The following is a 23,084-nucleotide window of genomic DNA, read 5'->3' on the forward strand; positions in this document are numbered from 1 at the left end:
AGTTGAAAAAAAATGGGAAGAGGTTTTCCGCCGCCTTGCAGACTCCTAAATTTTTGACTATTTCTCAAGTCTTAGATATTCACCAACGCCAAATTCAAAGATTTGGTGGAACATCAGGTGTTAGAGACGAAAGTTTGCTAGATTCAGCACTGGCACAACCTAAGCTACTTTTGGCGGCGAACTTCTCCATCCTACAATTCACGAGCAAGCAGCAGCGTACCTGTACCATTTAGCGATGAACCATCCGTTTATCGATGGCAACAAGCGCACCGCTTTCGCTGTTATGCTTACTTTTTTTGAACTTAAATGACTAGACTTTCAACCTATCTCAAGAGCAAGCTTACAACTTGGTGATTCAAGTAGTCCAGAAAGAAATATCCAAAAGAAGAATTATCTGCATTTCTGGAACTGCATCTACAAGGCAAGTAAATCGATAGAATAATGCTCTGTCCCCCAGAGTGCATTATTTCCATGACTGCAACCTCAAAACCAGCCTTTTCCCCCCAAGAAATTGCTGCTGAAGGTCTTAAACCAGAAGAATACGCAGAAATTGTCCGTCGGCTAGGCCGCCATCCCAACAAAGCTGAACTGGGAATGTTTGGCGTGATGTGGTCAGAGCATTGCTGTTACAAAAATTCTCGACCTCTACTCAAACAATTTCCCACCGATGGTCCCCGTATCCTCGTGGGGCCTGGTGAAAATGCTGGTGTTGTAGATTTGGGTGATGGATTCCAACTAGCTTTTAAGATTGAATCCCACAATCACCCATCAGCTGTAGAACCATTTCAAGGTGCAGCAACGGGAGTCGGCGGTATTCTCAGAGATATTTTTACAATGGGTGCGCGTCCCATTGCTTTATTAAATTCCCTGCGCTTCGGTTCCTTAGAAGATGCCAAAACTCAAAGGCTCTTCCAAGGCGTAGTGGCGGGAATTTCACATTATGGTAATTGCGTGGGAGTACCCACCGTTGGCGGCGAAGTTTACTTTGACTCTGCTTATTCTGGTAATCCTCTGGTGAACGTTATGGCACTAGGGTTGATGGAAACACCAGAAATCGTTAAATCTGGGGCATCTGGCTTAGGCAACCCCGTGCTGTATGTTGGTTCCACCACTGGGCGCGATGGCATGGGAGGCGCGAGTTTTGCCAGTGCAGAATTGAGCGATCAGTCAATAGATGATCGCCCTGCTGTGCAAGTGGGCGATCCCTTTTTGGAAAAGTCGTTAATTGAAGCTTGTCTGGAGGCGTTTAAGACAGGTGCAGTTGTCGCCGCCCAAGATATGGGAGCAGCCGGGATCACCTGTTCTACCTCAGAGATGGCGGCAAAAGGTGGTGTGGGAATTGAACTAGATTTAGATAAAATTCCCGTCAGAGAAACGGGGATGGTTCCCTATGAATATCTGCTTTCGGAATCTCAAGAACGAATGCTATTCGTTGCACACAAGGGGCGTGAGCAGGAATTAATCGACATTTTCCACCGTTGGGGGCTTCAAGCCGTTGTTGCTGGTACAGTCATCGCTGAACCTCTTGTGCGGATTCTCTTTCAGGGTGAAGTAGCAGCAGAAATTCCTGCTGAGGCTTTGGCGGAGAATACGCCATTATATAATCGGGAGCTATTGACAGAAGCACCAGAATATGCGCGCAAAGCTTGGGAATGGACTGCTGATTCCTTGCCTCCTTCCACAGCTGCTGGAATAGAACTTCAAGGAGAACTGCAAAGTTGGAATGATATTCTCTTAACTTTGCTCGATACACCCACGATCGCTTCTAAAAATTGGGTATATCGTCAGTATGACCATCAGGTACAAAATAATACAGTAATACTACCAGGTGGTGCAGATGCGGCTGTGATCCGTTTGCGTCCCCTTGAAGAAATTCCCAATCTCAAATCCCAAATTCCAAATCTCAAATCAGGAGTGGCGGCGACGGTAGATTGCAATCCTCGTTATGTTTATCTTGACCCTTACGAAGGAGCTAAGGCAGTGGTGGCAGAAGCTGCACGCAATCTTAGCTGTGTGGGCGCTGAACCTCTGGCGGTAACAGATAACCTGAATTTTGGCTCTCCAGAAAAACCCATTGGTTACTGGCAATTGGCAGAAGCTTGTCGTGGTTTGGCAGAAGGTTGTCGAGAATTGGCGACACCAGTCACGGGCGGAAACGTTTCTTTATACAATGAAACCCTTGATTCTCAGGGCATCCCACAACCTATTTATCCCACCCCAGTAGTGGGCATGGTGGGCTTGATTCCCGATATAAGCAAAATTTGTGGTCAAGGTTGGCAAGCATCCAGCGATGTGATTTATCTTCTCGGATTGCCTCTGGCATCCCAAATCAGTTTGGGAGCATCTGAATATTTAGCCACCATCCACGGGACTGTTGCTGGAAAACCACCACGGGTAAATTTTGACTTAGAACGCCGCGTCCAGAAAGTTTGTCGTGAAGGCATTTGTAATGGTTGGGTACGTTCAGCCCACGATTCTGCTGAGGGAGGAGTGGCGATCGCACTAGCCGAATGTTGTCTTGCTGGTAATCTTGGTGCCGAAATCAATTTAGAAATAGCATCAACACAGTTAAAACGCTTAGACGAGGTGTTGTTTGCCGAAGGTGGAGCCAGGATTTTAGTCTCTGTAGCATCAGCACAACAAGAAATTTGGGAATCATATTTACAGGAACATCTAGGCCAAGAGTGGCAAAAACTGGGTACGGTTGGAAATTTTGAGACAGGTCTGGGGGTTTTCACCACTGATAACCAAACCTTAATCAAAGTTAGTATCAAAGATATGAGCGATCGCTATTCCCATGCGATCGCCAGACGTCTCGCCATGCATACCAATACCCCCACTTAAAGAAGTTAGAAGTTGAAACCAAGGAGTTAGAGATAAAAAGCATAACTCCTAACTCCTCACTCTTTTATTAGCGTCTCTGAGCAAAATTACGGTACTGTCTTAATAGATGGTTAAAGATTTATTAAGAAACCTACAACTATCTATAGACATAATCCCAGTGACTTGACCCCCCCACCAGGAGCAAAGCTAGCATGATTTTTATTCATTCTGTCACCTCGGATGAATACCCCGATACCAACAACCCAATAAATAGTCATGAAAATCGGCCTGACAAGCCAGAAGAAGCTTGTGGTGTTTTTGGCATCTACGCCCCAGGAGAAAACGTTGCTAAACTGACCTACTTTGGATTGTATGCCCTCCAGCATCGGGGTCAAGAATCAGCTGGTATTGCCACCTTTGAGGGTACACAAGTACATCTCCACAAAGATATGGGCTTAGTGTCTCAAGTTTTCAATGAATCCGTCTTGGATCAATTGCCCGGTAGCCTTGCTGTTGGTCACACTCGTTATTCCACCACAGGTTCTAGTCGCAAAGTTAATGCTCAACCCGCAGTACTAGAAACTCGCTTAGGTTCATTAGCTCTTGCACATAATGGTAATTTAGTCAATACTGTGCAACTACGTCAAGAGTTGCTTGAGAATAAATGTAACTTAGTCACAACAACAGACTCAGAAATGATCGCTTTTGCGATCGCAGAAGCCATAGATACGGGCGCTGATTGGCTAGAAGGCGGAATTAAGGCATTTCACCGTTGCCAAGGAGCCTTTAGTTTAGTTATTGGCACTCCCGTCGGCGTTATGGGTGTCCGTGACCCTAATGGCATTCGCCCCTTAGTAATCGGCACTTTGGCTGGTAATCCAGTCCGTTACGTTTTGGCTTCCGAGACTTGTGGTTTAGACATCATTGGAGCCGAATACCTGCGAGACGTAGAACCAGGTGAATTAGTTTGGATTACTGAAGAAGGTTTGGCTTCTTATCATTGGAGTCAAAAGTCTGAGCGGAAATTGTGTATCTTTGAAATGATTTACTTTGCCCGCCCTGATAGCGTCATGCACAACGAGAGTTTGTACAGCTATCGAATGCGATTAGGACACCAGTTAGCTAAAGAATCATTTGTAGATGCCGATATTGTCTTTGGTGTGCCTGATTCTGGTATACCTGCTGCTATTGGATTTTCCCAAGCGTCTGGTGTCGCTTACGGCGAAGGACTGATTAAAAATCGCTATGTTGGGCGAACCTTCATTCAACCAACCCAAACTATGCGAGAATCGGGTCTGCGGATGAAACTCAACCCCCTCAAAGATGTGCTGGTAGGTAAACGAGTAATTATTGTAGACGACTCGATTGTACGGGGTACTACCAGCCGTAAACTAGTCAAAACCTTACGTGATGCAGGTGCAGTAGAGGTACACATGCGAATTTCTTCTCCGCCTGTAACTCATCCCTGCTTCTATGGCATCGATACCGATTCTCAGGATCAGCTAATTGCTGCTACCAAGTCAGTAGCAGAAATTGCCAAGCAACTGGAAGTAGACAGCCTTGCCTATCTGAGTTGGGAAGGAATGCTAGAAGCGACACGAGAAGACACCAATAGTTTCTGTTCAGCCTGCTTTACTGGAGATTATCCCGTGACGATTCCTGAGCAAGTGAAGCGTTCTAAGTTGATTTTAGAAAAAGTAGTCGTATAAGGGCTGGGGGGATTAGGGAGATGAGGAGGAAGGGTTAAAATCTTCCCCCGTACCCAATCCCCAGTTCAATTACGAATTATTACTGCTGGCTTCATCTGGGGATGATTCTGATTTTTCTGGCTTGAGTAAGGGGAAGGCGATCGCATCCCGAATACTGGCACAATCAGTTAATAACATCACTAACCGATCAATCCCAATCCCTAAACCACCTGTAGGCGGCATCCCGTATTCCAAAGCTGTGAGAAAATCTTCATCTACACCTTGGGCTTCCAAGTCGCCAGCAGCTTTCCGCGCCGCTTGTGCTTCTAAGCGTTCTCTTTGATCGATAGGATCGGTAAGTTCTGAGAAGCTGTTCCCAGTTTCTCGCCCGACTATAAATAACTCAAATCTTTCCACCAAACCAGGTTGAGAACGGTGAGGTTTTGCTAGGGGCGAAATTTCTACAGGGTAATCAATTACAAAGGTAGGTTGAATTAAATTAGCTTCTACTTTCTCTTCAAAGGCTAAATTTAATAACTTACCAATTGATTGGGCTTCATCTATACCAGGAATACCAGCATTTTTACTTGCTGTTTTTGCTTCTTCTAAACTTTGGAACGAATTAAAATCCAAGCCCGTAAATTCTTTAACTAAATCATGCATTGTTACCCGCCGCCAAGGTGGTGTTAAATTTATAGGTTCCCCTTGGTAGGTAATTTCCAATGTGCCGAGTACCTCTTGGGCGACAGTGGTAATAATCCCTTCAGTCAACGCCATCATATCGTTGTAATCGGCGTAGGCTTGGTAAACTTCAATCGTCGTAAATTCGGGATTATGTCGAGTCGAAATTCCCTCATTGCGGAAAACCCGCCCCAATTCAAACACCTTTTCAAAACCACCCACAATCAACCGCTTGAGATGGAGTTCTGTGGCAATTCGCAGATACAACTCCATTTCTAAAGTGTTGTGGTAGGTGATAAATGGACGCGCATCTGCACCCCCAGTTTCACTTTGCAAAACTGGCGTTTCAATTTCCAGAAAGTCTCGCTGTTCTAAATAACGGCGAATACCGGCAGTAATTTGGGCGCGACGGCGGAAAGTTTGCCGCACTTCCGGGTTGACAATCAAGTCAACGTAGCGCTGACGATAGCGCTTGGCAACATCCGTTAATCCATGCCACTTGTCGGGTAGGGGCAACAGGGATTTCGTGAGGATAGTATATTGTTTAACGTAAACAGATAACTCGCCCTTTTCAGTCCGTTTAATAGTACCTTTGGCTCCCAGAATGTCGCCTGCATCTGTAAGCTGTTTCAAGTGATTGAAGGCATCAGCATCAATATCTGCCATACCTTCTTGGATGCGATTTTTATCCAAATAAAGCTGAATTGTACCGCTTTCATCTTGCAAGGTGAAGAAAGCCAATTTACCGAAAACGCGACGCGCCATAATACGCCCGGCTATGGCAACTTCTAAATCAACTTCTTCACCACTGGATAAATCGGCAAATTGTTCTTGCAACTGCGCCGCTTGATGGGTGGATTCCCAACGATAGGCATAAGGGTTAGTCCCTAGCTGCTTTAGCTGTTCTACTTTCTCCAGCCTCGCGGCTCGGATATCTTCTTCCGACATGGTAACGAACTAAATAGGGCAAGATTAATTATAGATGCTGCCAAAGTTGAGAGTAAGCAATAATCGCCTAAAAGTGATGTGCATAGGCGTAGCCCGCCACAGGAAATATACAATGACACAAACTAGAGTGCGCTTGTGGACTGTAAACGAATATCACCGGATGTTTAAGATCCCATTTAATTAAGCCAATATTCGGAACCTGAGCCAGATATCGCTATTGTCCAGATTGATACGCGAAAGTGTATCGATCTTCATCCCGCATCCAATAAAATCTTTTTATTAACTGTCCTTGCGTATTTGTCAAGATTTTGAGATATTTAAATTGAAAAATCAATTCAGATAGAAACTTATGACAACCGAGCAAGAGATTGAAGCCCGTAAGGATGAAATAATTAGCCATAGCCATAATGCTAAGTTCGGCATGGAGAACAAGAAAGACCCCAGTAACCCTGCTAGCTATGCCAACAAAGGGAAAGACGCAGATAATCAAATTCTGTTGCTGATAAATGAAGAATTTCTAAGTGGTGAAGGCTTTAAGGCAGAGAGAAATTAAACGTGTTTTGTGGCTGAATAACCAAATGGTGCAATGATTAATTTTAGTAGCGTTATCTAAAATTACTACGAATGTATTTATTACTAAAGGAGAAAAACGTATGAAACTTGGCTCCCTCACTTTATCGTTCATACAAATAGCATTACTGAGTTTGGGGTTAAATGTGGCAAAAGCGGATGCTGAAGTTACTTTTCCTTTTGAGGCTACTTACAATACAGAAAGTGTTTTTGAACCGATTCAGGATAATGTATTTAAATCAACTGTAAAGGGTAAAAGTACTGATGCGCCTTATGGTTTGACTAATTTTCTAAGAATGAATTATATCGAAAGGAATGACAATACAGGAGTGGAATCAATAGTTAAAGATGCCACAGAGTTTGGTATAGAAGGATTACCAATTCTTACTGAGACATTTTTTGGTAGCGTTGACGATAAATTATTTGCAAGCACTACTGGTACTGCTATACGTAACGTTGAAGATTTTACGGCATCGATTTCCGGCACTACAACTATTGTAGGTGGAGAAGGTAATTTTCAAGGTGCAACAGGAATTTTAACGCTTTCGGAGAACATAATTTTCAATCTGAATGCAACAACGGAACCTAGAACTACAGGTACAGTTGTCTTAAGTGGTTCCTTTGCGGTTCCTCAAAAAGTTTCAGAAGCGGGAAATACTACAACATTGGTTGGTATAGGAATAATTAGTGCTAGTTTATTGTTGCGTCAACGCCGGAGAATAATTTCTAAATAATAAGCTGCACCTGTTCCTTCCAGGCGTTGTTGAAATCTTTTCTTGAGATTAACGCATTGGTTAATGATAGAAGATTAGTGATCGACAATCCAGACTTGAAAGCTGCCATAAACCAGTATGATCCAGAAAATAAAAAAAAAGGGACATAGAGTAAAAGCCATAATGTTAGGGATTGGAGAAGAACCTAAAATTAATCATCTGTTTAGAGACTGCCAACCCTAGAACCCTTCCCAACCTCCCCAACCCTCTAACCCTCTAACCTTCCAACCCGCTACACCGCCCTAAATGCTCTACAAAGCCCACTTGTACGTTTAAGGTATTTTTAATGCTCTAGAGCCTACACAGCATCAAAACAGTATCAACACAGTGCCAAAGCATTGTCTAGGTTATGTAGCGTGTCGTAGTGTATGTAGTATATCTCCGATCCGGTAGGCTGCGATCGCTTACAAACTCTAAGTAACATTGAGTTATGGAACAGAATTCAGGAGTCAGGAGTCAGAATGAATTGTGTATGACTGGCGGATAGCGTAGCGTTAGCGAGTCTTGCCTACGGCACGTTGCGCGAACGAGTGCCTCAATAATCGGGTTTAAGACCCCCACCCACCAAATTGAAAATTTGATGGTCTTCAATCAGTCGCGGGTTTGAATCCCCGACTGATAGCGTTCGCTTTTAGCGTCTCGTAGAGAAGCGTTAGCGAGTCCGCGATAGCGGAGCGTTAGCGAGTATTCGAGCGTCGCGTCTTGATTCTGACTCCTGAATTCTGACTTCTGAATTCTTACCATTTATTGTTGTCTAGTGAATGCCTAGATGAAATAGCTTTCATTTTCAAGTTAGTAAGTTGCACGATCGCCTTGACAAAATCTTGCTGTTCTGGTTGCAAATGCACTTTTTCTAGGGCTTGATTGATATTATTACCAGCGCGGACATTGTGATTAAGTTGGGCACGTTGCGATGTATTTAAAATTGCCTCAATTTCTCTATTTCTTCTCTGACGCACAGCCTGAAGTTCTTGCCGTTGTAGAGGAGTCAGATTAATCTCCGACGAAGTGGAGTAGTTTGCAGTTTTAGTAATTTGGGCAAAAATAACACCAGAAGTAGTATTCATTTGAACGGGTGCAGCTAAGGTAATTCCCGGCATGAATAGGACGAGAGCAAGAATATTAGCGAATACAGATAGCCGTTTGGTCAAGTAAATTGCCATATTGAAAAATATCTAGTGTACTGCGGCGGAAATTTGCTGACTTTAACAAGTTGCTCAAGCTCCAAAACCAGGAATTAAACGCTTGAGGGCACGGCCGGCAACATCGCCATAGCGCAGTTCTCCACACAGGATCTTACCCATTATTTTCGCACCAGAGGGGCGTTTAACACCAATTTTGTAGCCAATGCCTGGAAAGCGATAAAATGCTCCACCTAATTTTTGCGCCCAAGCCATTTCAGTACCCCATTCTTCAGTAATGGCTTCGCTATATTTTTCTAAAGCGTTGGTATCACCAGAAAGTGCCTCATTAATGGCTCCTGCTGCCATCAAACCGCTAAAAATTGACGGACGAATGCCTTCTGCTGTCATTGGATCAACTACACAAGCAGCTTCCCCAGCTAAAACTGCATTTTGAGTATGCAACTTTTGGTTGCCATCCCACAACAAAGGGGATAACCATATTGCTTACCAGTTTTGATATCTACATTACACGATCCGCGCGTACTCATCTAAAATTTTCTTAAAATCCTGGCGTTTGCCGCCGACAAATGTACCAACACCAATGGAATAACCATCTGCCTTTTGGGAAGTTCCAAATGTAGCCGTTTTTTCACCAAGCCAAACTCGAAGTGAATTGTAGATTTATCCTTGGACCTCTGCGGCAACTTCTGCTTCCAAAGCTCCTGCTAAACGATGTTTACGGTCTCTTGAAGCCTAGCCATTTTGCCATTGGCCCTTTGACACCATCAGCCGCGATTAAGTAGCGACCTTTAACTGAGCCATTAGTTGTGTTAACTTGCCAATAGTCGCTTTGAAACTCAATACCCGTTACTTCCGTATTATCTCGTAGTTCAGCCCCTTGCTTTTGCCCTTGCTGCACTATAAAATGGTCAAAAATATCTCGTCGCACCATCCAGACTGGTTCAATTGTGGCGATTTTTGCTTCTACAGGGTCGCCTAAATTCCAGGTAAAGCGAAGGGAGTCGGCTTTTACAGAAATCACTGGGCTAAAATCAAAGTCAAACCATTGAGCGATCGCTGGAGATACACCACCGCCACAAGGTTTATATCTTGGCAGGGATTCTTTTTCTAAAATTAATACTGAGCGACCTTGTTTGGCTAAATGATATGCAGCTGTTCCACCAGATGGCCCAGCGCCGACGATGATGCAGTCGTACATAAGGTTGAATTTTTGCTCCTTAATTAGTTTATTTTCTATTGAGATAGTCGATCAATTTTTGTTAAAAACCAAAGAAATAATAAAGGCTGAAGAATTTTTCCATCATCCTTCAGCCTTTATGCTTCAGACTTGAGACTTTAAACAGTCGTAATGTCTTTTTCTTTTTCCGCCAACAGTGAGTCTATTTTGGCAGTGTACTCGTTTGTTAGTTTTTGCAAGTTGTCTTGTTGGTCTTTTGATTCATCTTTGGAGATTTCAGAGGCTTTCTCCTTGTTTTGCGAATGGCGTCTATGGCATCGCGGCGAATGTTACGAATAGCAACACGACCCTCTTCAGCATATTTAGATGCCATTTTGACGAATTCTTTACGGCGTTCGCTCGTTAAGGGCGGAATATTCAACCGGATTACAGAACCGTCGTTACTGGGTGTTAAACCCACATCTGAGAGGGAAATAGCCTTCTCAATGATGTTTAGGGTGTTGCGCTCGTAGGGTTGAATTAAGATCGTCGTAGCATCCGGCGTGCTAATATTTGCCAGTGATTTCAACGAAGTAGGCGAACCGTAGTAATCCACCAATACCTTATCTAATAGACTCGCATTGGCGCGACCAGTGCGAATTGAGTTAAAAGCTCGTTGAGTTGCCTCAACGGTTTTTTGCATCGTACTTTCAGCTTCAGCTAATTTCACAAGAACCTCCCACAAGGGTGCCGATGGATTCTCCCAAGACTGCTCGGTGGATGTTACCTCGCACCGTTAGGTCAAATACCAGAATTGGGATATTATTTTCTTTACACAAGGCGATCGCAGTACTATCCATCACCCGCAAATCTTTGGCTAAAACGTGCGCGTAGGTAAGGCTATTGTAACGCTTGGCCTCTGGATAAATATGAGGATCGGCATCATATACTCCATCTACTTTGGTGGCTTTAAAAATCACCTCAGCATCAATTTCTGCTGCTCTTAATGCCGCAGTCGTATCTGTAGTAAAGAAGGGATTTCCAGAACCAGCACCAAAAATTACCACCCGCCCTTTTTCAAGATGACGGATGGCACGACGACGAATATATGGTTCTGCTAATTCTTGCATAGCGATCGCGGTTTGCACCCGCGTCTGAACTCCTATGCGTTCTAACGAATCTTGCAGCGTCATGGCATTCATTACCGTGGCAATCATCCCGATATAGTCAGCGGTTGCCCTGTCCATCCCTGCCGACGCTGCTTTGACGCCACGAAAAATATTGCCGCCGCCAACAACTATGGCGATTTGAGTGCCAGTGGCTATCACCTCTGCTAATTCTTCTGCTATTCCTTTGACCACTTCGGGATCAATGCCATAGCCCATGTTGCCCATTAAGGCTTCACCGCTCAGTTTGAGTAAAACCCGTCGGTAATTCGTTCCCATGAAGTTCTGCTTTATCAAAAAAGTTGCAATTGCCTCCAATTTAAGATAGCAGTTACAGGGACTATCTATGTCTAGTTACGCCAAATCAATGTTAGTACCTATCGCTTCTGTTTGTGGTATCTCTATTTCTTTACCAAGAAACAGAGAAGCGATCGCAGTTCTCAAATAATCCTCTCCTATTGATGATGCGTCTTGGGGATGATTATCAATTTTACCTTTGTAACGGACTATACCATTGCTATCTATTAAAAAAGCTGTTGGTGTTTTGGTTGCCCCGAAACTACCGGTCACATCTTGGGTTGAGTCCCACAGGTAGGGGAAATTCAGCTGGTGACGCAGGGCAAAAGCTTTCATATTTTCAAAGCTTGACTTAGTTTCGCGATCAACATTACTACCATTGAGTCCAATTAGTGTAAAACCTTTTGGAGCAAATTCGGCTTGAATGTTTTTTAGCCTGCCTAAATACCACTCTACATAAGGACAGTGGTTACATAGAGAAATAACGCCCACTGCTCGGAACTTCTCAAGATAACGCCTGAGATGGTGTACTTGACCATCAATTCCTGGCAGTTCAAAATCTGGTGCATAGCTCCCAACGGGAGTATCAATTGTTTCTAGTAGATTCATGATTTCTGACCCGCAGAACTACGAACAAGAAAAATATTATTAAATTCAGCGTCAGTTTCCAGTTGCAAACCACCCCTTAGCCGATGCCTCATATTCGCCAATCTTATAGACCAAATTTGCGATCGTAAATTGTGAAACTACTGAATCTCGCACTGATGCTAATTCGCTTACATCTAAAAAATAGCCAAAATATTACTCACATTACAAAACTTATGATTCATAATACTGACATAATCTCAGTTGTGAATGAATTAGCTCTATCAACCAAATTAAAACTCTCTACAGTGGATAAAACTATCAGCTTGATGCTAGTGTTATCAGCCGAGAAGCTTCCGTGGTGTATGTATAGGCTATCACCATAGCAAAAGCTTTACTTTAAAAATCTGATAAATTTTATTCCAATTAAAAACAATTTTACTTGTGCCTTGCTACTAAAAGTCTTCTAGTCTTGTTTTAATCAAATTTACCATGACAACCTCAAGTTCAAAAACAGCACTTAACTCTACAAAAACCTGGATTTGGCAAGATTTTCCGATCTGCTATCAAACCCAAGGAACCACTGGGCCAGCTGTTGTCCTGGTACATGGATTTGGTGCTTCTTGGTGGCACTGGCGGAAGAATATTCCCGTATTAGCACAAAGTTGCCGTGTTTATGCAATCGATTTGATTGGTTTTGGCGCTTCTGCAAAACCTCAACCTGCGAGAAGAAATTGCCTACACACTGGAAACTTGGGGACAAACAAGTAGCAGATTTTTGCCGTGAAGTTGTCGGTGAGCCAGCTTTTTTAGTCGGTAATTCTATTGGCTGTATTGTAGCTATGCAAGCAGCAGTAAGTAATCCAGATATTGCCTTGGGAGTTGCTTTGCTCAACTGTTCTTTACCCGGCTGTTGCACGATCGCAAACGGGGTAACTTTACCTTTATCTCGTCGTTACGGAGCGCCTGGTACTACAACGCTTGTTATCTATCAAACCAGTTGGTGATTTCTTTTTTCAATCAACTCGCCAAACCGAAAACAGTGCGGAAGATTTTGCTGCAAGCATACTCAAATCCTGAGATGGTGACAGATGAGTTGGTAGATATTTCTCATGTCACCAGCAAGCGATCCGGGGGCTGGGGCTGTGTTTCTGGCTTTTACTTCTTATTCTACAGGGCCATTACCAGAAGACATTTTACCACTGTTACAGTGTCCGGCGATTATCTTGTGGGGAACAGCTGATCCGTGGGAACCAATTAAATTAGGGAGAGAATTAGCTAACTTTCCCCAAGTAGAAAAGTTTATTCCTTTAGAAGGGGTGGGGCATTGTCCGCAGGATGAAGCGCCGGAGTTAGTCAATCCGATTTTACTCGATTGGATTTTGGAGCGATCGCGGTAATAGATTTGGCTCAATTTTCACATAATGGAAAGATTAGTAACTCAAAACTAACTGACTTAAAAAGAAGGCAAGTGCTGCACTGCCCAAAGGAACTGTCAAATTGTCAATACCCAAAAATGAAACAGCTTCTAAAGCAGTAGCTATAACTGCTACTAACAGTGATACTGCCCAAGTTTGCCAATTGCTTCCTTGAGTTCCAATTAAAATCAAACTACTGACAAGATAGCTAACGAGCATCATAGCTAGGGAGCCTTCCCAACTTTTTTCTGTCCCAAAAACTTTATACTTATGTTTACCAAAACGTTGCCCAATTAAGGCTGCTAATCCATCTCCCCAAGTCATTACTAAAATTCCGAGTGCTGCGTACTGGGGTTGTTGCAAGTACCAGAACCAGGCAACTAAAATACCGAAACTGACAGAGTAAAAAAACGTCCCTAAACTTTGGCGTCCAACGCTATTAATACCAGGAAGAATTGGTAATCGGTAGGATAATAAGGTGATTGCACTCGCTAGAATAGAAGCTGTAATCCCTACACTGGCGGGAATATCGAGCCACCAAGCGATTAAAATCACATTACCAGTGCCAATATGAACTATCTTCCGCACGATTTCTGGCTTTTCGGTAAAGCGGTTTACCACCCCTGCAATCAAGAGGATGAGTAACACCCAAATTGCAGCTATCGCAATTTGCAGCCAGAAAACCGGAATTGAGGTGAAGTCAGAAAATGTAATTAGCAAAGATGCGACAAAATGAAAAGTTTTACCCCTGTTACTAATTTATAAGATTTGGGTAGCTGCAATGAAATTATTATTTATTTGGCTGATTCGGGGCTACCGAATGTTTATCTCGCCGTTGTTTCTGCCGACTTGTCGCTTTCAACCAACTTGTTCGATGTATGCTATTGAAGCTATTGAACGATTTGGAGTGTTGCGTGGTGGGTGGATGGCAACTCGGCGGATTTTGCGCTGTCATCCGTTTCATCCAGGTGGTTACGATCCAGTGCCAGAGGTGGTGGAAAAGGTTAAGGAGGAGTAGTTTGAGGATTGGAGTTTAAACGCAAAGGAGCGCGGAGGGAAGCGCGGAGGGACGCAGAGGATGAGAAGAGGGGGAAATTATTAAAGGATGTGTTCGTGGGTATAGCTATTTGGGGAGATGTCAACAGATGAGGTTGTCATCTAGCGTGGGGAGGTTGAATAATTTAATTTAGATTTACGATGATTAATCCTACTGCGATTTCTATACCTGAACCACAAATTCCTACTCCTGGACCGAGTCCGCTACCTAGCCCCAATCCTGAGCCGAATCCGTTACCTAGTCCTGAACCTGTACCGGGGCCTGTACCAGAACCAGTACCTGCTCCCATTCCTCAAACAGTTCCAGCACCAATTCCCCAAACCATACCGGAACCTGTTTAGATTAACTTGGTAATGTAATCCAAAATCTCAAATCTAAAATCCAAAATGCTAAGAGCCGGAATTGTCGGACTTCCCAACGTCGGAAAATCTACTTTATTTAATGCTGTAGTTGCTAATGCCAAGGCAGAAGCAGCTAACTTCCCTTTTTGCACGATTGAACCGAATGTCGGCGTTGTCGCAGTACCGGATGAACGGTTAAATGTTCTTGCTAAGATTGCTAGTTCGGTACAAACTATCCCGGCACGGGTTGAATTTGTCGATATTGCCGGTTTAGTTAAAGGTGCAAGTCAGGGTGAGGGATTAGGGAATCAATTCCTATCCCACATCCGGGAAGTTGATGCGATCATCCATGTGGTACGTTGTTTTGAGAATGACGATATTATCCACGTTGCTGGTTCTGTTGACCCTGCGCGAGATATTGAAATCATTAATATAGAGTTGGGTTTATCAGATTTAGCACAAATTGAGCGGCGAATTGACCGCACTCGCAAACAAGCTCGTACCAGCAAAGATGCACAGTTTGAAATCACAGTTTTAGAAAAATTAGCTGCGGCTTTGAATGAAGGTAAATCGGTGCGTCAGGTAAGTTTGAATGAAGAAGAAGCAGAAATTATTAAAGGATTAGAACTGCTCACTTATAAACCGATTATCTACGCCGCCAATGTATCTGAGGATGAGTTGGCAACTGGTAATCATTTTGTGGAAACAGTGCGACAAATTGCAGCCACAGAAAATGCCCAAGTTGTGATAGTTTCGGCTCAAGTTGAAGCTGAATTAGTGGAATTACCAGAGGAAGATAAAGCTGATTTTCTCGCGTCTTTAGGTGTGGAAGAAGGTGGTTTGAAATCGTTGATTCGGGCAACTTACACGCTTTTAGGTTTGCGGACATATTTCACCTGTGGCCCCAAAGAAACTCGCGCTTGGACAATTAATGCGGGAATGTCTGCACCTCAAGCTGCTGGTGTAATCCACAGTGATTTTGAGCGGGGATTTATTCGCGCCGAAACTGTTGCTTATAAAGATTTGGTAACAACTGGTTCGATGAATGCTGCGAAGGAAAAAGGGTTGGTTCGCAGTGAAGGTAAAGAGTATGTTGTGCAGGAAGGGGATGTAATGTTGTTCCGATTTAATGTGTAGGGGTAATTAATGAGTGACCGTTATCGATAAGATAATGGTCAACTTACACCAAGTTGCGTAGGCATCGCACTAAATAACTTAACAATAATTTCAATATGTGCATCTTATGTTAGGGCTAATGCTTCTAATCGTTCCAAGCTTAAAGTAGAAATATGTAGGCGTAGAGCGCCGTAGGCATCGCGTATCATACGCTCCCGAAATATTCGACAATACCGTTTAGCTACTTCCACCCACAATATATAGATAAGAACCCAAATTTTCGTCGTCTGTACCAACCACTACACCGCCTTTTGCACCGGGAACAAGTTCCATACCTTCAATTTTGTGGTAATCAGAGCGGTAAAGAGGAACAAGTTGAGAATTTTGCCGCCATACAATTTTGTTGCCACGCAATCCCAAGTAACCAGCGACATACACAGCTGACTGAAATGGGCCATCATCTCCAGCATCACTTGCTGAGGTGATGTATACAATTCCTACGGGGTCTACCTTAATATCTGAAATATGACGAACATTCCTAGATGGAAATGGTACTTTCAGATTGGCAGAACCTGTGAGAGTAATTTCATATTTAGCTAAGTCAAACATTCCCCAAAAAATAGTTGCTGGTTGTTCTCCTTCACCGCGATGTCCCCAAATCGCAACTAATTTACCATCTATATTTTGCAATCCAAATGCTTCAAAATTATTTCCTTGAATAATTCCTGGTAAGTTGAATTCTTTGATAATAGAAATAGTCTTATTGGCAGGCTCTAAACGGATGTAATAAGCTTTTCCAGAACTACTTAAGGCTATAAAAGAGGATTTTGTTTTTTCTGGGACAGATGTTAAAGCTTCTAAATCGATGGGCAATTCTATGTTATTTGGCCAGTTTAGTGGGAAATATTCAGGTTGGTTTTTACCCTTAATGCTGATGATTGCTAAACGACCTTGATTTTTTTGTTTGTTGTCATGGGCAATCAGAAAATCTAGCGTATTGCTTTGTTGCTCTATCAAAGCCATACCACTGATACCAAAAGGAATACCACCGCGAACCGGACGCCAATCTTGCGCCCAAACTTGCTGTGATACAAGTAACAATGTACTTAAGACTACTATATTGATGATTAACCTAAGAAACCGAGGCATAGTATAAGGAATTGAGCATTGGGCATTGATAATTGGGCATTGGGTTAGGAAAACTCTTCCCAATACCTAGTTTCCAGTATCAGTAAAAGAAGTGCCTTAACCGATGCGATGCTCAATCATATCAAATCCAGGCAATTTGCACCCACGTTAATGAAGCAGCCTTTCGTACTCGCACTTGACAGCATATTTACGTAATTGGTTGACTTACGATAGGACTTTCTGTAAAGAAAGCAATAATTCGTTGACAGTATAGGGCTTCGACAAAAACGTATTTACACCAATAGCAGCTACTGCACTGAGCTTATTGTCAGACATCAGTCCACTACTAGCAATAATTCTGACTTGGGGATTGATTTTTCGCAGGGTACGAATGGCAGTTAAACCATCTAGCGAGGGCAGCATAATATCCATTAGTACAGCACTAATTTTGTCTCTATTTTGAGCGTATAATGCGATCGCTTCAATGCCATCACTGGCAACTAATATTTTGTAATTGTGATCTTCGAGCGATGTTTTCGTAATTTCTTGAATGGCAACTTCATCATCCACAAGCAAAATCAATTCTCCATGTCCTGTCTGTGGTGGCAAATCTTCAGGGCTGAGTGTTTCCATTCCCTCCACGGCTGGTAAGTAAACCTTAAAGCTAGTGCCATTTCCCGGTTCACTATACACGTTTACAAAACCTCTATGACTTTTAATTATCCCTAGTACTGTGGAAAGTCCTAAGCCTGTACCTTGTCCTACATCTTTTGTAGTAAAGAATGGCTCGAAAATTCTATCTAGCATTTCTTTCGGAATGCCAACGCCAGTATCGGAGACAGTAATCACTATGTAAGGCCCCTCTTTGGCTTCCAGGTTGATGCGGACATAATTTTCGTCAATCAACAGATTTTCGGCATAGATACTCAAAGTACCGCCATTAGGCATAGCATCGCGGGCGTTAACGCAGAGGTTCATTAGTACTTGATGCAGTTGGGTACTATCTCCACAAACCATCCACAAATCTTGCGGTACATCAGTGCTGATTTCTATGGATCTGGGAAATGTCTCTTTCAGAATCTTGGCAACTTCCACAATTATATGTCTGAGCTGCAAAGTGATGCGCTTACCTTCCACGCCCCGCGCAAAGGACAGCACTTGTCTAACTAAATCAGCGCCGCGTCTAGCGTTGATTTCCAGAATTTCTAGTAGATGGCGAGTTCGCTCATCTGCATCGGGAAATTTGAGCGGTAGCAGTTGCGCTCCTGCTAAAATCGGTGTCAAAATGTTGTTGAGGTCGTGAGCAATGCCACTAGCTAAAGTACCAATACTTTCCAAACGTTGAGCGCGAAATAATTGGGCTTCTAGGTGTTTTTTATCAGTAATATCTGTGTCAACGGAGAGAATTGATTTAGGTTTCCCCTGTTCATCGCACACCAAACTCCAGCGACTAGCAACGAGGATTTCTTTCCCCTTTTTAGTAAGTTTAGTTAACTCGCCCTGCCACTTACCTTTACTAATAGCTTGCAACAGAGCCGCTTCAATTTCTGGTGAAGGTTCGTCATACAAAAGCTCACTAGCATTTTTGCCCCTAGCTTCTGTAGCTTGCCAGCCGTAAAGTGTTTCTGCGCCTTTGTTCCAGAAGATAATTTGATTGTTTAAATCTCGTAGACAAATAGCATCTGTGGTGACGTCTAGTAACGCTGCTTGTTCGCGGATTTTTTCTTCAGCTAGCTTGCGATCGCGTAGCGCGGCTTGCTGTTCGCGTAATGCAGCCTGTCGTTCGCTAATATCTATACTAGCGCATGTCACCCCAACAATTTCTTGGGTTTCATTCCGCAATGGCTCGACAGTTAAATCGTAATATCGGGTTGTATCTTTGATGGTAATTGATACTTCCTCTCGCGTTCCTATACCTGTCGTCAACACCCCACGTTTAATTGTCATCAGACGTTGAGCATCTTCTATTGGGATGATATCTAAGTCTTGTTTACCTAATATTTTCTCAACTGTTAATCCAGATGGGGGATTGTAAACCCAGCTGTATCGCAAATCTCTATCCTGGTTGTAGACAAAAATTGGAGAGTTTTTCAGAGCAACCCGAAATCGCTCCTCACTCTGCCGCAGTGCGTTGTCTGCCTGTTGGCGTTCGATGGCATAACGCATAGATCGCACCAGCAAGTCGCCAGTTACTTGCCCCTTTACTAAATAATCTTGCGCTCCTTGTTGCATTGCCCTAGTTGCCAAAGTTTCATCATTCATACCCGTCAACACAATGATTGGAGTTGCTTTTACCTGATTATGAGCAATGATAAAAGTTTGTAATCCCTGGCTATCTGGCAGCGAAAGGTCTAACAAAATCACATCAAAAATTTCATTTTTTAGGTAGTTTAGTGCTTCAGAAAGCCGCTCAACAGGCATCAGATCAACTACAACTGTGGTAACTTCCTTGAATAACTCCTGTAACAGCAAGACATCACCAGGGTTGTCTTCTACTAATAAGACTTTTATATTTTCACCTGCCATTTCCACTACTCCGGTGGCAGTTTTACAATTGCAAACCAAAAATTTTCTATTGATTGGACAATTTTAACGAATTGATCGAAATCTACTGGCTTAGTTATATAACAGTTGGCAGAAAGGTTATAGGCTTTGAGGATGTCTTCTTCAGCTTGGGAAGTCGTTAAAACCACTACAGGAATTCGTTTGAGGTTTTCATCTCCTTTAATTTCTGCTAATACCTCTCGCCCGTCTTTTCTAGGAAGGTTAAAATCGAGCAGTACAATATCTGGATGAAGTACTTTAGCATATTTTCCCTGTTTTCGCAAGAAAGCCATTGCCTCTACACCATCTTCGACTACGTTCAAGTGAATCGAGATTTTGCTATCTTCCAGGGCGATGCGTGTAAGTTGGGCATCACCAGGATTATCCTCTACTAACAAAACCTCAATAGGCATAATCGCTGTTATGGTGCTCACTATTGCTTAACTGCTCTCTCTGGAATTGTGAAGTAGAAAGTTGACCCTTGACCTAGTTTTGATTCAACCCAGATATGGCCGCCGTGGCGTTCGATAATTTTCTTACAAATTGCCAGACCAATTCCAGTACCTGGATACTTTTCTCTACCGTGCAAACGCTGAAAAATTATAAAAATACGTTCAGTATATTGGGATTCCAAACCAATCCCATTATCACGTACTGAGAACAGCCATTCATCCTCCGACGGGAGAAAATTTAAATTTTTTCTATTTATATCTACATCTCCCTTGCTTACCCCAATGTGAATTAGTGGCTGTTGATGATGGCAAAATTTGATTGCGTTGGCGATCAAGTTCTGAAATACTTGTGTCAATTGGGTAGCATCAGCCATCACTTGAGGTAGAGTATCATAGGTGACAACTGCTTTACTATCTGCGATCGCAATTTGCAGATTAGCAAGCACCTGCGCTAAAACAGCATTACAATCAACAAGCACAAAAGACTGTCCCCGGCTGGTGACGCGGGAATAGTTCAACAAATCGTTGATTAGGGTCTGCATCCGCCGTGCCCCATCTACTGCGTAGGTGATAAATTGATCTGCATTGGCATCCAGTTGATTTTTGTATCTCCGCTCTAATAGCTGTAAATAACTAGTTACCATCCGTAACGGTTCTTGCAAGTCATGGGAGGCCACATAGGCAAACTGTTCTAATTCAGCATTAGAACGAATAAGTTCCTGACTTTGCTTGGTTTCTTTTTCTAATAGTTGCGCTTGAGATAAAGCAATCCCAATTTGGTTAGCTAATTGCTGTAACAACTCAGTCTCAGAGTGATTCCACCGTCGAGGCGCAGCACACTGATTAGCCACTAACAAGCCCCAAATCTGGTTCCTGACAATAATTGGCACTACGAGGTTAGCTCTGATAGCAAACTGCTGAAGAAATTCTCGATGGCATGGATGAATGTGAGCAGTTTCAATGTCTTCCATCACGCTCACTCTGCCCTGCTGATATCTTTCTATGTATTCTTCTTTAAAGCAGGGGTCAAAAAGATTTTTTCCCAGAATTACGGGCCAACCAGGTAGCACCGACTCTTGCACTACTGTCCCTGAACCATCAACCTCTAGTTGAAAAATTAAAACTCGGTCAGCTTCTAGTAATTTTTGTACCTCTGTCACCGTGGTTTTAAGAATTTCATCTATTTGTAAAGATTCTCGAATTTTCAGGGTGATTTCTGCAAATAATTGCGATCGCAGATTTTGCTGTTTTAATTCTTTATCTGCCCGCTTGCGATCTGTGATATCAGTATAAGAACCCACCATCCGCACTATATCACCCAATGCGTCCCAAAGTGCCTGTCCTCGATCTAGAATCCATTTATAGCTGCCGTCTTGGCACTGGACTCGATATTCACAGACGTAAAATGGTGTTTTCTTGGCAAAGTGGTCTTGAAAGGCTTGAAGTACCCCCTCTCGCTCATCGGCATGGATTCGTTTTGTCCATTCATCCCAACGGTTGGAAACCTCGTGGTCTTTATAGCCGAGCATTTCCTTCCATCGAGTTGAGAAGAACACTTCATTAGTCTTGAAGTTCCAATCCCAAATACCATCATTATTACCATGTAATGCTAGTTGCCAACGTTCTTCACTTTCTCGTAGTGCAACTGATGTCTTCCGTCGTTCAGTAATGTCTTGAAAATAAACAGACAAGCCGTCTTTTGCTGGATAAGCGTGGACTTGAAGCCAGCAATTTAGTAGTGGATAAAACTCCTCAAATTCGACACTTACCTGCTCTAATATTGCCCTCTGATACTCACGATAGAATGTTGTGCCGATAATTTCTGGAAACACCTCCCAGATGTTTTTACCCAAAAGCTGATTTTGGGTTGTTTGCAACAGCCTTTCTGCTTGACCATTAACATAAGTAAATCGCCACTTTTTATCTAAAGCAAAAAAACCATCACTAATGCTTTCAAGCAAATTAGCAATGCGGGTTCTGGCCGCTTTAGATTGAGCGTGGGCTGCTTGCTCATGGGCCACTAATTCCTCGGTAATTTGAGCTACCTCAGTTACACGAAGTCTGAGTTCTAGTTGGTCGATTACCAAACGACTCAGAGCCACAAGCGCCCCCACTTGTTTTTAGCTCAATTCTTTGGGAAATTGGTCAATTACACATAAAGTTCCCAGTATATCTCCCTTCGGAGTAATTAAGGGAACACCCGCATAAAACCGTATATATGGATAGCCAGTCACAGCTGGATTATTTGCCAACTGTTCATCAGCTAGGGTATCAGGAACCACCACAACACCACGCTGCTCTTGGCAAAGATAAGATAACCCAACACACCGGGGCATTTCTGATACATCTAAACCTACTTTTGCCTTAAACCATTGACGGTTTTCATCAATGAAATTTACCAAGGATATGGAAGTACCACAAATAAAGGCTGCTAATTGAGCAAGATTGTTGTATGCTTCTTCGGGTTCTGTGTCAAGAATTTGATACTGGCGGAGCGCTTCTAACCTCGCCACTTCTGTATCAATATGTCTAGCTTTCATTAACTTTTTTTAATAAATTTAAGTGTGATATCCATTCAGCAGCGTGGCTATCTCAAAAAGAGCTTAATCTTTTTTAATAATTTTAGTGGTTTCTTTACCTTTGGCTGTTCAGGAAAGTCTGTTAAATACGCCACAAGGTTATTGCATAGGCGTAGCTCGTCCTAGACATCGCACTAATCCTAGTGTAGACAAGTTTAGGACTGATATTATTTACTATGCATGATTAGGTTTATTTATTAGACATAAAAGATTTAGCAGTCGGACTAAACCATTCTAGATAGATGTGATCATCATCTACTTTGTCGGTATTCTCAGGAAAACTGGCTTCTACATTAATGTGAAATTTATCTGCATCAACATAGATGCATAGAGGCTAGTTGTGAGACATCGCTTTACTATTTCCCCTACATGGTTAAGGTATCATTCGCTCAATCAGTGTACTGGGACGTATAAATTAACGCCACTGGCAAACAGTAGTAGTAATAGGGCAGTGTACCAAATTGCCAGACGGCGGCGAGTAGTCTGAAATATGTTTTTTTAGTCTATTTTTTTAAGTCAATATTCTTATATTACGTATTTATACGGCTAAACAATAGCTCTATTTTTGAGTTGTGGTGATTTTGCTGAGGTTTAATTTTTGCTCAAGAATTACACTC

At 42.8% G+C, this 23,084-nt stretch carries 16 protein-coding genes and 6 pseudogenes; 10 read left to right on the forward strand and 12 right to left on the reverse strand.

Annotated features, from left to right (window positions below; genetic code table 11):
• Positions 1-53: 53 nt before the first annotated feature.
• The 4 genes from ANSO36C_RS14970 to purF all read left to right on the forward strand — a co-directional run bounded on the left by ANSO36C_RS14970 (position 54) and on the right by purF (position 4,532).
• Positions 54-233: a Fic family protein gene (locus ANSO36C_RS14970; RefSeq protein ID WP_251960167.1), complete on the forward strand. Its 180-nt coding sequence runs from the start codon at positions 54-56 to the stop codon at positions 231-233.
• A 2-nt stretch (positions 234-235) separates the two neighbouring features.
• Complete coding sequence (locus tag ANSO36C_RS14975; RefSeq protein WP_251960336.1) at positions 236-310, forward strand: Fic family protein; 75 nt, start codon at positions 236-238, stop codon at positions 308-310.
• A 161-nt stretch (positions 311-471) separates the two neighbouring features.
• Positions 472-2,844, forward strand: a complete 2,373-nt coding sequence (purL, locus tag ANSO36C_RS14980; protein ID WP_251960168.1) for a phosphoribosylformylglycinamidine synthase subunit PurL — start codon at positions 472-474, stop codon at positions 2,842-2,844.
• Positions 2,845-3,035: 191 nt separating this feature from the next.
• Positions 3,036-4,532, forward strand: a complete 1,497-nt coding sequence (gene purF / locus ANSO36C_RS14985; protein ID WP_251960169.1) for an amidophosphoribosyltransferase — start codon at positions 3,036-3,038, stop codon at positions 4,530-4,532.
• 69 nt (positions 4,533-4,601) lie between these two features.
• On the opposite strand, the gene lysS is transcribed toward purF, so the two are convergent.
• Entirely contained in the window at positions 4,602-6,140 is a 1,539-nt protein-coding gene (gene lysS, locus ANSO36C_RS14990) for a lysine--tRNA ligase (protein WP_251960170.1), read from the reverse strand.
• A 349-nt stretch (positions 6,141-6,489) separates the two neighbouring features.
• Here lysS and ANSO36C_RS14995 point away from each other — a divergent pair, with 349 nt between their 5' ends.
• A complete protein-coding gene (locus tag ANSO36C_RS14995; RefSeq protein ID WP_251960171.1) occupies positions 6,490-6,693 on the forward strand; it encodes a hypothetical protein in 204 nt (67 codons plus the stop codon).
• Between the two features lie 100 nt (positions 6,694-6,793).
• Positions 6,794-7,444 (forward strand): hypothetical protein, encoded by a 651-nt coding sequence (locus tag ANSO36C_RS15000; RefSeq protein WP_251960172.1) that lies wholly within the window; start codon positions 6,794-6,796, stop codon positions 7,442-7,444.
• 776 nt (positions 7,445-8,220) lie between these two features.
• Here the strand turns inward: ANSO36C_RS15000 and ANSO36C_RS15005 are convergent.
• The 5 genes and pseudogenes from ANSO36C_RS15005 to ANSO36C_RS15025 all read right to left on the reverse strand — a co-directional run bounded on the left by ANSO36C_RS15005 (position 8,221) and on the right by ANSO36C_RS15025 (position 11,856).
• Positions 8,221-8,646, reverse strand: coding sequence for a hypothetical protein (locus ANSO36C_RS15005; protein ID WP_251960173.1), 426 nt, complete (start codon positions 8,644-8,646; stop codon positions 8,221-8,223).
• A 54-nt stretch (positions 8,647-8,700) separates the two neighbouring features.
• Positions 8,701-9,826, reverse strand: a pseudogene (locus tag ANSO36C_RS15010) (geranylgeranyl reductase family protein).
• A gap of 137 nt (positions 9,827-9,963) precedes the next feature.
• Positions 9,964-10,514, reverse strand: a pseudogene (gene frr, locus ANSO36C_RS15015) (ribosome recycling factor).
• Positions 10,501-11,229, reverse strand: a complete 729-nt coding sequence (pyrH, locus tag ANSO36C_RS15020) for a UMP kinase (protein ID WP_251960174.1) — start codon at positions 11,227-11,229, stop codon at positions 10,501-10,503. The pseudogene frr and the gene pyrH overlap by 14 nt, the downstream one beginning before the upstream one ends.
• Positions 11,230-11,300: 71 nt before the next feature.
• Positions 11,301-11,856: pseudogene (locus ANSO36C_RS15025) on the reverse strand (thioredoxin family protein).
• A gap of 468 nt (positions 11,857-12,324) precedes the next feature.
• Between ANSO36C_RS15025 and ANSO36C_RS15030 the strand changes: the two are divergent.
• Positions 12,325-13,232, forward strand: a pseudogene (locus ANSO36C_RS15030) (alpha/beta fold hydrolase).
• A 33-nt stretch (positions 13,233-13,265) separates the two neighbouring features.
• On the opposite strand, the gene ANSO36C_RS15035 reads toward ANSO36C_RS15030, so the two are convergent.
• Positions 13,266-13,970, reverse strand: coding sequence for a diacylglycerol/polyprenol kinase family protein (locus ANSO36C_RS15035; RefSeq protein WP_251960176.1), 705 nt, complete (start codon positions 13,968-13,970; stop codon positions 13,266-13,268).
• Positions 13,971-14,031: 61 nt separating this feature from the next.
• On the opposite strand from ANSO36C_RS15035, the gene yidD reads away from it, so the two are divergent.
• The 3 genes from yidD (at position 14,032) to ychF (ending at position 15,785) form a co-directional block, all read left to right on the forward strand.
• Positions 14,032-14,268: a membrane protein insertion efficiency factor YidD gene (gene yidD, locus ANSO36C_RS15040; RefSeq protein ID WP_251960177.1), complete on the forward strand. Its 237-nt coding sequence runs from the start codon at positions 14,032-14,034 to the stop codon at positions 14,266-14,268.
• Between the two features lie 179 nt (positions 14,269-14,447).
• Entirely contained in the window at positions 14,448-14,648 is a 201-nt protein-coding gene (locus ANSO36C_RS15045; protein WP_251960178.1) for a hypothetical protein, read from the forward strand.
• Between the two features lie 45 nt (positions 14,649-14,693).
• Positions 14,694-15,785 carry a redox-regulated ATPase YchF gene (gene ychF / locus ANSO36C_RS15050; RefSeq protein WP_251960179.1) on the forward strand — a complete coding sequence of 364 codons (1,092 nt, stop codon included), beginning with the start codon at positions 14,694-14,696 and terminating at the stop codon, positions 15,783-15,785.
• Positions 15,786-16,001: 216 nt separating this feature from the next.
• On the opposite strand, the gene ANSO36C_RS15055 is transcribed toward ychF, so the two are convergent.
• From ANSO36C_RS15055 to ANSO36C_RS34890, 5 genes and pseudogenes are all read right to left on the reverse strand, one after another.
• Positions 16,002-16,913, reverse strand: coding sequence for a hypothetical protein (locus ANSO36C_RS15055; protein ID WP_251960337.1), 912 nt, complete (start codon positions 16,911-16,913; stop codon positions 16,002-16,004).
• Between the two features lie 204 nt (positions 16,914-17,117).
• Positions 17,118-19,418 (reverse strand): hybrid sensor histidine kinase/response regulator, encoded by a 2,301-nt coding sequence (locus ANSO36C_RS15060; RefSeq protein ID WP_251960338.1) that lies wholly within the window; start codon positions 19,416-19,418, stop codon positions 17,118-17,120.
• A gap of 5 nt (positions 19,419-19,423) precedes the next feature.
• On the reverse strand, positions 19,424-19,849 hold the full coding sequence (locus tag ANSO36C_RS15065) for a response regulator (protein ID WP_410174713.1): 426 nt from the start codon (positions 19,847-19,849) through the stop codon (positions 19,424-19,426).
• Between the two features lie 20 nt (positions 19,850-19,869).
• Positions 19,870-22,428 (reverse strand): annotated as a pseudogene (locus tag ANSO36C_RS15070) (GAF domain-containing protein).
• A gap of 238 nt (positions 22,429-22,666) precedes the next feature.
• Positions 22,667-22,959, reverse strand: a pseudogene (locus tag ANSO36C_RS34890) (sensor histidine kinase); the annotation flags it as partial.
• Positions 22,960-23,084 lie beyond the last annotated feature (125 nt).

Source organism: Nostoc cf. commune SO-36 (genome assembly GCF_023734775.1).
In the GTDB taxonomy this organism is placed as follows: domain Bacteria; phylum Cyanobacteriota; class Cyanobacteriia; order Cyanobacteriales; family Nostocaceae; genus Nostoc; species Nostoc commune_A.